Origin of the sequence: uncultured Anaerovibrio sp., from assembly GCA_902786545.1 — a bacterium.
Classification (GTDB): domain Bacteria; phylum Bacillota; class Negativicutes; order Selenomonadales; family Selenomonadaceae; genus Anaerovibrio.
In genome coordinates this window covers 1-15,378 of record CADACU010000040.1, presented here as the reverse complement: position 1 = coordinate 15,378, position 15,378 = coordinate 1, and the positions used below count along the sequence as shown (strand labels likewise).

The 15,378-nt window shown below is 43.2% G+C and carries 16 protein-coding genes; 2 read left to right on the top strand and 14 right to left on the bottom strand.

Annotated features, from left to right (window positions below; translation table 11 throughout):
- Positions 1 to 544: 544 nt before the first annotated feature.
- The 5 genes from QZV24_RS08290 to QZV24_RS08270 form a co-directional block, all read right to left on the bottom strand.
- Positions 545 to 742 (bottom strand): hypothetical protein, encoded by a 198-nt coding sequence (locus QZV24_RS08290; protein ID WP_294522734.1) that lies wholly within the window; start codon positions 740 to 742, stop codon positions 545 to 547.
- Between the two features lie 9 nt (positions 743 to 751).
- A complete protein-coding gene (locus QZV24_RS08285) occupies positions 752 to 1,987 on the bottom strand; it encodes a phenylacetate--CoA ligase family protein (RefSeq protein WP_294522731.1) in 1,236 nt (411 codons plus the stop codon).
- A gap of 6 nt (positions 1,988 to 1,993) precedes the next feature.
- Positions 1,994 to 2,584: an indolepyruvate oxidoreductase subunit beta gene (locus QZV24_RS08280; RefSeq protein WP_294522729.1), complete on the bottom strand. Its 591-nt coding sequence runs from the start codon at positions 2,582 to 2,584 to the stop codon at positions 1,994 to 1,996.
- Positions 2,577 to 4,409 carry an indolepyruvate ferredoxin oxidoreductase subunit alpha gene (gene iorA / locus QZV24_RS08275; RefSeq protein ID WP_294522727.1) on the bottom strand — a complete coding sequence of 611 codons (1,833 nt, stop codon included), beginning with the start codon at positions 4,407 to 4,409 and terminating at the stop codon, positions 2,577 to 2,579. The genes QZV24_RS08280 and iorA overlap by 8 nt, the downstream gene beginning before the upstream one ends.
- 198 nt (positions 4,410 to 4,607) lie before the next feature.
- Positions 4,608 to 5,696: an Acg family FMN-binding oxidoreductase gene (locus tag QZV24_RS08270; RefSeq protein WP_294522724.1), complete on the bottom strand. Its 1,089-nt coding sequence runs from the start codon at positions 5,694 to 5,696 to the stop codon at positions 4,608 to 4,610.
- Between the two features lie 183 nt (positions 5,697 to 5,879).
- On the opposite strand from QZV24_RS08270, the gene QZV24_RS08265 reads away from it, so the two are divergent.
- On the top strand, positions 5,880 to 6,341 hold the full coding sequence (locus QZV24_RS08265) for a hypothetical protein (RefSeq protein ID WP_294522721.1): 462 nt from the start codon (positions 5,880 to 5,882) through the stop codon (positions 6,339 to 6,341).
- 86 nt (positions 6,342 to 6,427) lie between these two features.
- On the opposite strand, the gene QZV24_RS08260 is transcribed toward QZV24_RS08265, so the two are convergent.
- From QZV24_RS08260 to QZV24_RS08225, 8 genes are all read right to left on the bottom strand, one after another.
- Positions 6,428 to 7,756: a metallophosphoesterase gene (locus QZV24_RS08260; protein WP_294522718.1), complete on the bottom strand. Its 1,329-nt coding sequence runs from the start codon at positions 7,754 to 7,756 to the stop codon at positions 6,428 to 6,430.
- Positions 7,757 to 7,905: 149 nt separating this feature from the next.
- Positions 7,906 to 8,586 (bottom strand): hypothetical protein, encoded by a 681-nt coding sequence (locus tag QZV24_RS08255; RefSeq protein WP_294522715.1) that lies wholly within the window; start codon positions 8,584 to 8,586, stop codon positions 7,906 to 7,908.
- A gap of 19 nt (positions 8,587 to 8,605) precedes the next feature.
- Positions 8,606 to 9,571, bottom strand: coding sequence for a GTP-binding protein (locus QZV24_RS08250; protein ID WP_294522712.1), 966 nt, complete (start codon positions 9,569 to 9,571; stop codon positions 8,606 to 8,608).
- Positions 9,572 to 9,585: 14 nt separating this feature from the next.
- On the bottom strand, positions 9,586 to 10,746 hold the full coding sequence (locus QZV24_RS08245) for a CobW family GTP-binding protein (protein ID WP_294522709.1): 1,161 nt from the start codon (positions 10,744 to 10,746) through the stop codon (positions 9,586 to 9,588).
- A 139-nt stretch (positions 10,747 to 10,885) separates the two neighbouring features.
- Positions 10,886 to 11,278, bottom strand: a complete 393-nt coding sequence (gene rpsI / locus QZV24_RS08240; RefSeq protein ID WP_290656787.1) for a 30S ribosomal protein S9 — start codon at positions 11,276 to 11,278, stop codon at positions 10,886 to 10,888.
- Positions 11,279 to 11,301: 23 nt separating this feature from the next.
- Complete coding sequence (gene rplM / locus QZV24_RS08235) at positions 11,302 to 11,742, bottom strand: 50S ribosomal protein L13 (protein WP_290656786.1); 441 nt, start codon at positions 11,740 to 11,742, stop codon at positions 11,302 to 11,304.
- 163 nt (positions 11,743 to 11,905) lie between these two features.
- Positions 11,906 to 13,255, bottom strand: a complete 1,350-nt coding sequence (gene brnQ, locus QZV24_RS08230) for a branched-chain amino acid transport system II carrier protein (protein WP_294522705.1) — start codon at positions 13,253 to 13,255, stop codon at positions 11,906 to 11,908.
- A 173-nt stretch (positions 13,256 to 13,428) separates the two neighbouring features.
- Positions 13,429 to 14,028 carry a DUF4352 domain-containing protein gene (locus QZV24_RS08225; RefSeq protein ID WP_294522702.1) on the bottom strand — a complete coding sequence of 200 codons (600 nt, stop codon included), beginning with the start codon at positions 14,026 to 14,028 and terminating at the stop codon, positions 13,429 to 13,431.
- A gap of 149 nt (positions 14,029 to 14,177) precedes the next feature.
- On the opposite strand from QZV24_RS08225, the gene QZV24_RS08220 reads away from it, so the two are divergent.
- Positions 14,178 to 14,354 (top strand): hypothetical protein, encoded by a 177-nt coding sequence (locus tag QZV24_RS08220; RefSeq protein ID WP_294522699.1) that lies wholly within the window; start codon positions 14,178 to 14,180, stop codon positions 14,352 to 14,354.
- Between the two features lie 475 nt (positions 14,355 to 14,829).
- Here QZV24_RS08220 and tsaA read toward each other — a convergent pair.
- A partial coding sequence (gene tsaA, locus QZV24_RS08215) for a tRNA (N6-threonylcarbamoyladenosine(37)-N6)-methyltransferase TrmO (RefSeq protein ID WP_294522697.1) occupies positions 14,830 to 15,378 on the bottom strand: 549 nt, incomplete at its 5' end.

Genomic DNA, 15,378 nt, shown 5'->3' with positions numbered 1-15,378 from the left:
TGATTTAATTATTGCATTGTTTAGTTTTCAAAGAACACCACACTCGTTCTTTTTGTCTATAACTTTGTTGCTTCTCGACTTCCTCGGTCAGCGTACTAGGTTATGTACGCTTCGGTCGGGCGTCTCGTCGCGCCTCGTTCTAGGCAAAAATCACTTCGTGTCTCTACTTAAATAAATAAGCATTCTGCAGCAATATTGTCTTGCAACAAAATCCCTACGCAATAACACGAACTTTTCAGCGCCTCGTTCCAGGCAAAAATCACTTCGTGTCTCTACTGACCTTTAAGCTTTTGCTTCGTGAGTCAGCTTCTATATAATATCTTGAAGCAGCTTTTATGTCAAGCACTTTTTGATATTTATTTTTTGCCGCTGGATTTATTTTAAATCTATTTGTTGCGACAACGATGATAATATTACCGTCTTATTGATGCTTTGTCAAATATTTTTTCATTTTCTTTTATAAAACACATAAAAAACTTTTAACCGTCTCAAAGAAAAGACTGTAATAAAACGAGTTCTCTCCCTTTATTACAGCCTTAATATTTTACCGATATTCTTCTGTTATCTCCTGAAAGTTTCGTTTGCCGGCAATATATTCTGCGTAAACAACTTCCGGTGATTTCCCATGATACACCTTGCAGATCCCGCATATTTCACAATTGCCCCGACAATAAAAATTGTCTTTTATATACTTCTCTCGTTCCAAAACAGTTGAGTTGCTGATATCTGGCGGTTTTCCCATCACATTTCCTTAATCATAACGCTCATCAATAACCCGTTTTGTCTTCTTTTCGCTTCTTGGCAGCAAACCAATCTCCACAACCTTTACCAATGGAGTAAAGCCTATCCGACTCTTGACTCTGGTGGCCACACGCTTGGCCATGTCCAAAAAGTCCACTGAACCGTTGGTTTCCACATATATTCGCATAGTGTCCTTACCATCAAGATGTGAAATTCTAATCTGGTATTCACTGGACAGTTCCGGGAATTCCTGCAGTATTTCTTCAATCTGCTTAGGGAATACATTTACTCCCTTGATCTTCATCATATCATCGGTACGGCCGGCTATTACATCTATTCGTGGGAACTTGGAGCCACATGGACATTCACCTGGAATTATGCGGGACATATCATGGGTCCTATAACGAATCAACGGTGCCCCTTCCTTTACCAGAGTAGTGATGACAATTTCGCCCCACTCCCCGTCCGGAACCGGCTTTAATGTTTGCGGGTCAATTATTTCCAAATAAATGAAATCATCCCAATAATGCATACCTGTGTCATACTTGCAGTTAATACCGATACCAGGGCCGTAAATTTCTGTCAGCCCATAAATATCATAAAGTTCAATCCCCAACTCATTAGAAATGCGTTCCCGCATTTTCTGGCCCCAACGCTCCGAACCAATGACACCTTTTTTCAGCATTACCTTATCTTTTATTCCCCGCTTTTGGATTTCCTCAGCCAAAAGCAGTGCATAAGAAGAAGTGGCACATATTACCGTTGACTTCATATCCTGCATCATTTGCAGCTGTTTGTCGGTGTTACCAGGTCCCATAGGCACACACATAGCCCCCAGCTTCTCGCATCCTGCCTGAAAGCCTATACCGGCTGTCCATAAGCCATATCCTGGTGTAATCTGCAATCGGTCTTCCTTGGTTATTCCGGCGTATTCATAGCAGCGGGCAAACATAGTGGCCCAATCGTCCACATCCTTACGGGTATATGGAATGATTACCGGAGTACCTGTAGTACCGGACGAGGAATGTATACGGACAACCTCATCCTGGGGCACAGTCATAAGCCCCAATGGATAAGCCTCTCGCAAATCATTCTTCTCAGAAAACGGCAGCTTCTCAAATTCCTCCGGCGTTGATACATGATTTATTCCCGCCTCCTCCAACTTTTTACCATAAAAGCTGTTGGCCGCCTCCAAGGCATCTATACGGTCATTAACCAATTTTAACTGTGCTTCACTTATTTTCATCTTCTATTAAACCCCTTTATTTAATCCCTTTGCGTACTCCAAAGCCTGAAAATTCAACTGATGGAATTTTTCCGGAATGCGTTCCTTGATTACCTGCCGGATATCATCAGCAGACAGTCCCAGTTCACCACTTTCTACTGCTGCGCCCAAAAGCAACAGATTGACTATTTTTGTTGATCCCAATTCCCTGCAGGCCGTTTCCGTATCCATCACAGTGACATTTTCCACTTTATCCTGCAAATACGCCAGCATCTCTTCACCATTGTAATTTGACCCGGCTAAGGCAGCCGTCACTGGCATTACAGGCTTGGCACTAACAATCACCTGACCGCCTTTTTTGAGATACGGCAGCATCCGCACCGCTTCTCCTGGCTCAAAGCCAATTATGATATCAGCTGACCCATGGGCAATCATTGGACATTCTGCATCATCGCCCAACCGCAGATGACTGAACACACTGCCGCCCCGTTGTGCCATACCGATGGTTTCAGCACTTTTTACCGAAATACCTTTATTCATAGCTGCCCCAGAAATCAGCTTGGAGGCCAAAACCGTCCCCTGTCCGCCTACTCCGCACAGCACTATGTTCTTACTCATCAGCCTCACCTCCAATAGCCTCTACCGGGCAAATCTGACTGCATAAACCACAGCCAGTACAGAGGGAGTCATCGATTATCACTCGGTCATTCCGAATAACCAATCCCGGACAGCCAATCTCCCGAATACATTTACGACAATTGATGCATTTATCCTGATTTATACTCAGGGATTTACCACTTTTAACAATAGCAATGCAAGGTGATTTGAAAATAATGGCCTTTACCCCAGGCAGTGCCGCCGCCCGTTTGACCGCGTCCACTGAGGCCTTATGATCCAGAGGATTTACTGTTTCCACAAACTCAAGACCAATCCCCTTCAATATGCCTTCAATGCTAACCTTATTTACCACATCTCCCATCATGGTACGGCCGGTACCCGGATGCGGCTGGTGTCCCGTCATAGCCGTAGTAGAATTATCCAACACTATCAGAGTCATATTGGCCTGATTATATACGGCATTTATTACGCCGGTAATGGATGCTGCAAAAAAAGTTGAATCTCCCACAAAGGCAAAACAGCTGGTATCAGGCTCAATATGGTTAACTCCTTGAGCTATCCCCAGCCCAGCTCCCATACACAGGCAAGTGTCCACCATATCCAGCGGCATGGCATTTCCCATAGTATAACAACCAATATCACCACAGAAAATGGTTTTCTTCCCCTTCATAGCCTGCTTTACCGCATAAAAAGCTCCCCGATGCGGACAACCAGCACAAAGCACTGGCGGACGCACTGGCAGCTCCGGCATTTCGTCTTGTTCGGCTTCACTTATAGCTGCTTTTTTCGCCGGTACAGCTCCAAGGAATTTGGCCAGATTATCCATTACCGAATCCAAACTGTTTTCACCGGAATTTTTCACATCCAGTGTCAATTTGCCATAAATCTTCACTGGCAGCTGGTATTTGCCACAAATATAAATAAGCTCCCGCTCAATTACCGGGTCCAGTTCTTCCACACAAAGGACCTCGTCGAGTCCAGTCAAAAATTTTACTGCCAACTCCTCCGGAAACGGGTGCGGAGTGGAAACCTTCAGCAAAGGAGCCTTTCCCAGTTCTTTCAAGGCCTCCGTTACATAAGTATAGTTAAATCCGCCGGTGGCAATTCCTTTTTTCGGGAAAACCTTGCTGTCTTTATCCAACAGCATATTTTTACTGTAGGAGGAAAACTCCCCCGCCAGCTTCACATTTCGGGCCTCAATATTTATGTGGGCCTGATAAGACAGCTTAGGGAATATAACCCACTTTTTAGTATCCTTAATAAATCCTTCCGACTTGTTTGTTTTATATTCCGTTTCGTCTTGTACTTCAATAGCGGCATAACCATGGGAAACTATGGTCGTTGACCGCAGAAATACCGGCGTCTTATATTTTTCCGAATACTCGAAGGCATCCTGTACCATCTCGTAGGCTTCCTGTACCGTAGACGGATCGAAGCAAGGAAGCTTGGAAAATCGGGAAAAATGCCTGGTATCCTGTTCGGTCTGGGATGAAATCGGCCCTGGATCATCAGCCACCAATACAACCATACCGCCCTTCACACCGATATATTCCAAGCTCATCAGCGGATCCGCCGCCACATTTAAGCCTACCTGTTTCATGGTTACCATAACTCTGGCCCCGGCATAAGCCGCACCAGCCCCCACTTCCATGGCCACCTTCTCATTTATTGACCATTCCACATATGTATCTTCCGGGCGTCGTTTGGCTATTGTCTCCAAAACCTCCGTAGATGGGGTCCCAGGATAACCAGCCACCAGATTTACACCGGCCGCAATAGCTCCCATGGCAATAGCTTCGTTGCCCATTAAAAATTCCTGATGCATTGTATCTCCCCTAGCGACAAACATTTTCTCTGCCGATACACACACTTACACCGACAACACACTAATTCTACCATATCTTTTGTTTAATAACAAACTTTATGGATATATTGTTTCATTTGTCCCTCTGAAAAGAATAAATTATCATTCAAAGGCGAAAAAAAGAAACAGGAGCTACATCCTGTTTCATGTATCAAATGTTTATTTTTCTACTGTTATATAGTCCTTCAAATCCCGGCGTACCTGGGCATTCTCGCCATATACGCCATCTATCATCCCCACCCGGAGAATCATCTGCGGCGGATTTAACAGCTTCAATGACCTTTGCAACTCTATACGGCGGCTCGGATTTTCAACAGCATAGCTCATTGGATGCACTTCAATATTATTGCGTACAGCATAAAGCCATACCTCCATCAAATGCATACCGGCGTTCACATAATCCCTCGGAGTATCATTGTCCGAAATCACAATAAAGCCAGCACAGCCATCGGTCTGCTCCACTGCCATATCATATCCCTTGCGGGCAAACGCATCTCCCTTAGCACTTTCCCGTGACATAAACAGATAATACAAGGATTTTTTTATGCCAGTTATATTCATCTGCTCGGCCGAAATCCCATCCTTTTTCCTTGTTACCTCACTGTTGGAAAACCGCAACCATTCTGCCAGTTCATTCCTGACTGACTGGTCATTCTGCTGCTCAGCAGCGGCTGCCAGCGTTTCTTTTTTTATAAATTCGTAACCATCACTGCTTTGGGCAAAATACACCGTACCGTGTATACCGTTCAGCCCCTCCTGAAACAATTCCGGCAACGGTGTACTCATATATTCCCGTTTATCAGAATGCCGGCGCTTCATCAGAGTAATCAGACCATCATCGGTTGCCATACCATTTTTCTTGTAATTTATCGTCACCGTAGTGCCGTTATCACTTATATGATGACTTGTATTGTAGCCATAAGCTTCCAGCGCCAGAATACAACTGCGGGCATAAGCTCCCATGGAAATGTACATCTCTCTTTTTTCCGGATCAACAGCTGGCAGTGTCCTTGTTTCATCAACCGAAATAACCAGCTTGCCTTCAGCAGGATAAATCTTGGCACGCCACATCTGAGCGTTATGGGAACTAGGCGCCAGTCCGGCATAATACATAATCTGGGCCGTTTCATTATCAAGACCATCAACTACCATATCCGTGTTCACATCCACTTGACGACCGGATATGCCTAAATATAGTAGAACAATCAAAAAAATTGAAACCAGGCACCAAATAATCTTGAATTTCATATAATCCTCCTTTGGTCAATTTACTTTCTTTTTTAAGTAAACCATAACCCCCATACCTTGTCAATCAAACCAGACTCCTAATTAAACCATATCTTTTTCATTTCTCATAACAATCCCTCACTAATATTAAGCGACTAATTCTTTTTTCCGATATAACAGATAAGTGAAGGAAGGTGATTTACTATGAGCACAGTTAACAATGGTTTGGACATGCTATTGGAGTTACAGGCACTGGCTGCCAAAAATAAAAGCAACAACTCCAGCCGTACTTCAAAAAGCACTGCAAATGCGGATGGTTCACAAACTAAATCTTTTGCTGAAATATGGAATAATATCCAAAAAAAGCAGGCTGAATGGGATCAACTTATGGATAATCTTGATATTGCCCAATACAAACTGGCTTTGTCGGACAGCTTTTGGTCCAGCCAGGCAGATTCCACCAAGCATCTTAGAAACTACACCCTCCGTCACCAGAAACAAATCACGCAGAAAAATCTGGCTGATGTCACTTCAGCTATTGCCCATTTACGGCAGCTCAATACTACCCTCAACGGCAATGTTGACCCGGAAATGACCAAAGCCGTTGAGAAAAAACTACAGTCTGCTTTAAATGATATTATTGCCAGTACCATAAAATCTTTTTAATATTGGCACCGGGAACATTTTTCTATGATAAAAATCACACACAAAAAAGGAGGCAGCAATGTCGTATTGCTGCCTTCTTTTATTGCCTATTTATTAACTGCTATCTCATCCAATTTAGTACCATCAGGTAAATAGCAAACAATATTTATTCGCCGACCATCCACCTGCATGGTCAGATAGTTATCCGTTTCCGGCTGAGGGGCTACCACCATGTCCAGTGCATGGTCCGTCCAAAGATTGTCATACCGCACATTTCCCGCCACACCAGTCAAAATATACAATGGCCCCTGAGCGTTATGATTCCCCCGCAGGATATGTCCTCTATTCCGGTAGGTATGCAAATGGGCTGTAAAAACTATATCCACGCCATATTCCTCAAAAATCGGCATAAATATTTCCCCTTCCTCCGAAAACCCTTCCTTTCGTTCCGGCATCCGGGCAATCCGGTACTGCAGTACATCTCTGTGCATCAATACAATCTTCCATGTTTTTTTCGTACCGGCCAAATCCTTCCGCAACCAGGCAATCTGCTCCTCCATCAATCCTGTTTTAAAATTTCTAATTTCTTGTTCCACGGTGTTTAGCACCACAAAATGCACCGGACCATAATCAAAGGAGTAATAATATCTGTCAAAGGACGCACTGCCATTATCCGGCACCTGAAAATAATGCAGGTAAGCTTCTGGTAACCGTTCCTGCCATTTAAGGTCATAACACTCATGATTGCCCATTACCGGCACGAACAGCAAATTGTTCATCACAGGTTCAACAGCACCAAACCAGGCCCGCCACTGACTGCTGTCTTCACCATTGTCCACCAGATCACCCATATTGGTGAAAATTTCAGCCGTTGGATGAGCCTCTATGGCTGAATGGGCTACCTTTCGCCAGTCTGCATAATCACTGGATTGCGAATCAGGAAAAATCAACATGGTAAATGACTCCTTCTCCCTTGATGCAGTAGAAAAGGAATATGGCTTGCTGGTTTCATCATCAGTTTCTATAGCAAATTCATATTCTGTGCCAGGAAACAAATCTTCCAGTAACACAGAATATTGTTTGATTTCTTCACCATCATCTGTGAAAAAATCCTCCTTGGCGGCAATTAGCCGTTCCGGTATCTGCGTACCAGCCCCTTTACTGTAAACTCTTACCCGGGGATTGGCCAATGACTCTGCTGACTTCCACATAATATTCCGCCTGGTGGAGTTATCCGCTGTAACCATATGACGAATATTTTGCACCTGCTTGTCCTGAAAGAGATTTCTTGCCGTGGTTTCCACATCCCGTCCTACACTGGAGCCTTTCATTGCGTACAAGCCACCACCAACAGCCATAAGAGCCCCCAGCCCTGCTACTCCTTTAATAAACTGCCGCCGGGATAATTTATTTTCATTATTTGTCTTGTCTGCCATATAAATCATCATCCTTATAAGAAAATAACCATACTTAGTCTACAGTCAATTATTTAATATCTAACACTAAAAATCAATTTCAAGTCAAGTTTTTTTATAATATAAAAAATCCTTACTGCCGGATTGGCAATAAGGATTTATGTTTTTGTTCATTTTGTAGCCCGTTGACGGATTCCCCTTAACCGGTCCACCAAGTGCTCCTGCAGTCTTTGCTCCAATTCTTCCAGCGTTTTTGAATCAAAGATATAATTCATTTCCGGGATATTGTTAATTCTGGCTTCCCCAAAAAATTCACACCGGAACTCATTATAATAAATAATGAAATTACTATTGATATCAAAATCAGAATAATCAAAGACAATATAGGACCCGTTCAGCACCCGCACCATATTCTTAGGCTCAATAAACAGCTTAAAGCCCTCCAATTCTTTTGGCAGCAGCTTGTCATAATCCCACTCAGTAATGTTTATAGCCTTAGTTACATAACTGATAGCATCCGGATTGTATACCGTCAAATCATGCATGGCGCCTTCCAGATATTTACGCAAATACTGCTCAAATTCTGCAAAGGAACCGGTTATAAATTCCATCAGGCAAAACTCCGTCAGTCCCCGCTGTATTTTCAGCTTATACTCTTTGGTCTCCTGATGATAATATGTCACAATACCTAAATGCTTTTCGCTGTTTTTATAAGAAAAAAGCTCAAATGTATCCCCTACCTCATTATATCGTCGGGAATACTTCAGGCCAAACCACTCTTCCGGCAATTCCTGCAGATAAGCCCAGTCAGCCGTTTCCTGCTGAATTTTTTCCAGAATATCCGCCTTCATACCACTCTTCTCCTAATTATCAATTAAAATAAACAATAGTGTCCTCTGGCTTCGGCTTTTCGGCAAAATCTTCCACCTTTATGCTGAGGTTTTCTATCTCACCATTTTTATCATATTTCACATGAATTACACCAGTTACCTGGCCCCACTTGCGTTCCTTTTGTTTGTAGTCCAACTGCCTAAACGGCACACCTGCCCCGGCAATTCCCAAAAACATCATATCATCCGCACAGCAGGCCATACCAACCCGACCAACACCGTAATGCACCACATTGCCCTTCTGGGCCGAGCAGATATAACCATCGAAAATCATCCGCTTTTTGTCATAATTCTCCGGGTGATCCTGCATATCCACAAACCAGGCCCCGTAATCATCCAATTCCAGTTCAATGGTATCCTTGTCTGTAGCAAATGGCAGCTCTGGTGCTTCCTCTTCAAAATCCTCCAAATCGGATTCAAAAATAACCTGAGCCCGGCGGTTTACTACCCGAACATTGCGGCGAATATCCTGCTGTCTGGTGCTGTGGTCACAGCGGTTGAAAATAATCAGTTCACAATACCGGAACAAATCCACAAACCGATCCTTCATATTTTTCTGATATACTTCAAAGGTTTCAGCATTCACCAGACCAATATTCTGAAAATCAAACCACTCCTCCGGCAAGGGAATGTTCATAAAATCCCCTGCGTTCCACATACCGTTGGTCTCAATAATAACACTGCTTGGATGATACTTATCCTGACACTCCTGGTAAAAATCCGTGGTAAGCTCCTCCACATCCTCCACCGTGATAACCTGGGAATGACTGTTTTTCAGCAGCTCTTCCTCCAGCTCCTCTTCGCCCTCTTCCCCCATTATTATGAGGTTACATTCCGCCTGGGCGAACTGATTATTTTGCAAAAAATCTTTAATAACACTGGTCTTACCGCTTTCCAGCAACCCCAGGAAATAATACACCGGAACATTTTGTTTTTTGTCACTCATTGATTATTCTCCAATCATTCACCCATAAACAGTTCACGCAGGCTATCTTCATGCAGCTTGCTGCCGATAACGCAGAAACGGCCGGTATAGTCTGCCGCTCCTACTTCCACACTGCTTTCTCCTGGAACATAGTTAAAATGGAGCCACTCACCTTCATTGGCTGACATCACAATACCCTTGGCCCGGAGAACAACGCCATATTCATCCCCATTTACCAATTCAGCCATAATATTCTTCAGTTCATCAGCTGTATACTTCTTGGTTGTCTCAACGCCCCAGCTGCCAAACACTTCATCCGCATGGTGATGATGGTGATGATCATGATCGTGGTGGTCATGGCAGCTGCAATTCGGATCATCGCACTCATGGTCATGATGATGGTCTTCATGCTCGTGGTCGTGATGATGGTGCTCATGATGATCGTGATCATGCTCATGATGCTCGTGGTCATGATGGTGCTCATGCTCATGATGCTCGTGGTCATGGTCATGATGGCAACAACAATCCGGATCATCACACTCATGATCATGATGGTGATGATGCTCGTGATGGTGCTCCTCTGCAACCTCATCCACATTTAACAGTTCACTATGATGCAGGGCATCCAATATCTGCTCCCCGGAAAGCTTATCCCAAGGCGTAGTTACGATAGGGGCCTTTGGATTATGCTCCCGAATAATATCTATGGTCTCCTGCAGTTTCTTTTCTGTTACATCCTGACTACGGCTCAGCACAATACAATCTGCATGGGCAATCTGGTCAATGAAAAACTCCCCATAGTTACGGGCATACATCTTGCACTTCTTGGCGTGAACCACGGCAATACTCCCGTCAATTACTACCTGATCGTTGCAAACCTTGGAAACCGCCACCTTAACATCAGACAGCTTGCCTACACCGGATGGTTCAATAATAATCCGGTCCGGGTTATAGGTTTCCATCACCTGCTTTAAGGACTCCTCAAAATCTCCTACCAGAGAGCAGCAAATACATCCGGAATTGATTTCCTTTACCTCAACCCCGGCATCCTTCATAAATCCGCCATCAATGGCAATTTCGCCAAATTCGTTTTCTATAAGACAAATCTTGTCATTGAAACCATCCTTTATAAGCTTCTGAATAAGAGTTGTTTTACCAGCTCCTAAAAATCCTGAGAATATATTTATTTTTGTCATTGTAAAAACCTCCAATATACCAAAACAAACTTCTAATATATCAAAACAAGCCTATATCATTATACTCCAATGATATTATTTGTCAAAAAAGAAAACCCTGCAGATTTCTCTGCAGGGTAAATTCGCGAATAATATAAAATTAACGCTTGGAGAACTGGGAAGCCTTACGGGCTTTCTTGAGACCGTACTTGCGACGCTCTTTCTCACGAGGGTCACGAGTAACGAAGCCAGCCTTCTTCAGTGCTGGACGAAGTTCACCATCGAGAACCATCAAAGCACGGGTGATGCCGTGACGAATTGCGCCTGCCTGACCGGAAGCACCGCCACCCTTTACATCAGCGATTACATCGTACTTATCAACAGTTTCAGTAAGCTCCAGAGGCTGTCTTACAATCAGCTCAAGAGTCTTAAGACCAAAATACTCATCCATTGCGCGACCATTGATAGTCACCTTGCCTTCACCTGGAACAAGACGAACTCTTGCAATGGAAGACTTTCTGCGGCCTGTGCCGTAGTAGCTAACTAATGCCATTTATATGTTCCTCCTTCCAAGTATCAGCGAATGTTCAGCTTGAGCTCTTCTGGCTGCTGTGCAGCATGTGGATGCTCAGAACCGGCATATACATTCAATTTTCTATACATCTGCTCACCAAGACGGTTATGAGGAAGCATACCACGAACAGCATGCTCAATAACCCGAGTTGGGAACTTAGCCATCATCTGACCAGCTGGGGTGAAAGTAGTTCCACCGGTGTAGCCGGAATGACGGAAATAAATTTTATCAGTTAATTTCTTACCAGTGAATACAGCCTTTTCCGCATTGATTACGATAACGAAATCGCCAGTATCTACATGTGGAGTAAAGGTTGGTTTATGTTTACCGCGAAGAACTTTTGCAACTTCAGCAGCTAATCTACCTACAGTCTGACCTTCAGCATCTACAACATACCATTTACGCTCTACATTCTGAGCATTTGCCATAAATGTTGTCTTCATGCGATATATCCCTCCTATAAAATATCTGTTTTTCAGTTAAGTATCCGTGAAGTTCTGCACGATGCCTCCGGGGCTAATGGAAGCGGCTGTACAAAGCCTCACTTGAAACATTGTACAGAATTTATCAAATGAAGTCAAGCTATTATTTTGGAAAAAAATATTTTTAAATATCTCTATTTACCTTGGCCAAAACCAGACCAATTACCAAGCCAGCCATAGCTGGTATCAGCCAGCCAAAGCCCTGAGTGAAGAATGGCAGATATTCTCCGGCAAAGCCCACCATAGAAGTAACCAATGGAGAACCGGCCAATTCTTTCGGAAGGGCATTCATTAAGTCAAAAACAGCTGCTATCGCAGTAAACAGGGTAACCATACCGTAAACCCATTTTGACTGGTTAAAGAAGCCACCTACCAAACCAAGCAAAGTAAGGGTAATAGTCAATGGATACAGGAACATCAATACCGGTATAGCATACACAATAATTGCAGTAAGACCTACATTGGAAATCAACAGGGATACTGCACCGAAAATGCAGGCCCAAGTCCGATAGCCAGGACCATCTGGGAACATCTGGCAGAAGGTTTCAGAACAGCTTGTTACCAAGCCTATAGCTGTCTTCAGGCAAGCAAAGGTAGCAATACCAGCCAGCACGAACACACCAGCTGCCCCAAAGTAATAACCGGAAATATCCGACAGGGCCACGCCACCGTTTTCCGCCATTGGGAAAACTCCCATACTCATGGTTCCCATAATGATAATCATGAGGTAAATAACTGACATAATAATACCGCTGCAAACACCGGCCTTAATGGTAGAAGCCGCAATCGCTTCATTGGACCGCAAGCCAAGGTTTTTCAAGCTGTTTACCACTATAATACCAAAAGCCAAGCCCGCCATAGCATCCATTGTGTTGTAGCCTTCCAGAACCCCCTTGGCAAACGCTCCAGTTGCATAGTCCGCCGATGGAGCAATATTGGCAATGCTGTCAACCATCGGATTGGCGAAGGCCACTAACAACAAGCTGCCCAAAAACAGCAAAAAGATTGGTGTCAAAATCTTTCCTACCCAGGTAACAATTCCACTTGGTCTGAGAGAAAAGAACATAACCACTGCAAAAAAAACGATAGAAAAGCCAAACAACGCCATTTCCGGGCTGACCACTGTAATCATTGGGGCAATTCCCATTGCAAATGGCACTGTGGCACAACGGGGAATAGCAAAGCACGGACCAATGGTCAAATAAAGCATGCAGGTAAAGAACATAGCATATTTCTTATTGACCCGGGAGGCCAAATCCTGCAATCCATTACCACCGGACATACCGATGGCTGCTACTGCCAAAATAGGAATCCCCACACCGGTGAGAATAAATCCACCAATTGCCGGCCACACATTACTGCCCGCTGCCTGTCCCAAGTGTACCGGAAAGATAATATTGCCGGCACCAAAGAACATACCAAACAGCATACTGGCCACAAATAAATAATTCTTCCAACTCAATTTTTCGTTCACATCAAACGCTCCTCATTCTTAAAATCACAGCAAATAAAATGTTACCATTGAACTACAGTGATGTCAACGATATGCAAAGTCGTTAGTGAATTGTTAATTTTATTCAATAAGAAAGTGACTTTCACTTTGATATGTCACCACCTGAAAGTCACTTTTTTCACATTACTAAAATATTATTTTTTCTGTACAACCAATGGCAAGGATATTTCTTTACCAGTCATACCACCTCTGGCCTTAAGCGAAATATTAGATAATTCCAACTTTTTAGGAACATCATATGGTATTTCAAAATTTGTTGTAATACCAGGATTTAATTTTGTCAAAAATCCTTTCGCATCTCCATTACCCATCTGTATTGCCGTTTGTCCTTCAGTGGAGTAACTATACTCTCTGCCATCTTTATCAATGAGTTTAAATGAACTTGCATCAACTGTAACTGCATCTTTTTGCTCATTACTTACTACTATTGAAACAACTACAAATTTTCCCTGTGGTTTTTTCTGCAAATATGGATTATCGCCCAAAACATCCCTTTCTTCAATTTTATATATAGCAATGCCTACATTTGATGATATTTTACCAACAACCTTTCCTACACCTTCAATATCACAAGTATATTCCGGTTCTGCCTGTACTTCTTGTTTCGTACTTTTACTGTTGTTAGAATTATCCTTGTGGCTACTTGATCCACCTCCAAATATAGAACCAAGTATACCTAATATCACAAAAAGACCAATAACCCCTAAGCAACCTATCCCCAATTTTTTACCCATAATTTTAACCCCCTTGTAAATTAACTCAACTATATGATACTATTTTAACCTATTATAGTCAATATTAGTTATTATTTATAACTAAATAGATACTATCAAGAATTATTTTCATCGTCTATCATACTATATAACAGGATGGTGATTGTAATATGGCATCAAATAAAGTTGCACTTCAAGTTCGTTTTGAAGAACAAACCTACACTAAATTGAAGAAAATTTCTTCTGATGAGCTACGGTCTTTAAATGCTCAAATTGAATATTTTGTCATAAAAGGAATACAACAATATGAAGAACAACATAACACACTTGAAAAAGCTAATATTTAAACTTTAATCATATTATTCTGATGATTTTATTTCATCGTTCGCATCCATCAAAAAAGCTGATGATAAGGGCATTTATCCCTTTTCATCAGCTTTTTTACATTTAACTAACATATTTCCCCTTAAATTTTTCTGGCTATTAAATCTTCCATGCTTTTACCAAACGAGTATTATCCATAAATATTATCTACAAAAACCTCATCCACCGCAAGCGGTCCCCCTTCCCCAAAGGGGAAGGCTGGATAATTGCCACTAGTCTCATGGACCGAAGGGAAATTTTCTCGCCTGCAGAAGCGGAGTCCAGCCGCCGGCAGGCTCATCATGGGCAGTATCCCTTTTTACGCCTGGTGAAGGAGCGGCTCCGCCGCCTATGAATAAGCACTTTTTCCGTGCATGATGATTTTGACGCAGCGACGAAGCCGAAAAATTTTCCGCAGGGCGAGGCTGGATGAAATATTTATCAACGATAAAAAATGACTTACGCCAAAGGAATCACATCCGCAACTACCAATATCTTGTCCTGTACGGAAAATTTTACCTCCACATCCCCAAAGGGAAAGCCGTAAACCCGCTCCGGGTCGTTATGGTAAGATGGCCGCGGGTCGTTTTTCAGAACCCCTATCAGAGCTTCCTGTCGATCTTTTGGCACTTTCGCCAAAAGCTCTGGCGGAAAATCAACCTCCAGCATTCGATTCCAGCCGCCACTACGAAAGCCTTCCGTGGCCTCTGGGTGACTGTCAGCATAAGGAATATATGGTTTTATATCAAATATGGGGGTGCCATCCATCAGGTCTGCCCCGCTGACCACCAGCACCGGTCCCTCTGGTGTATCCAGTTCCACCCGCTCCAGCTTTACACTGGACAGGCCTATTGGATTAGGCCGGAAAGGTGACCTGGTAGCAAATACCCCTACCCGCTTATTTCCGCCTAAAATAGGCGGCCTTACGGTGGGCGACCAGTCTTCCCGTACTACCTCAGAAAACTGCCATATAAGCCATAAATGGGAAAACCCCTCGATCCCCCGCAA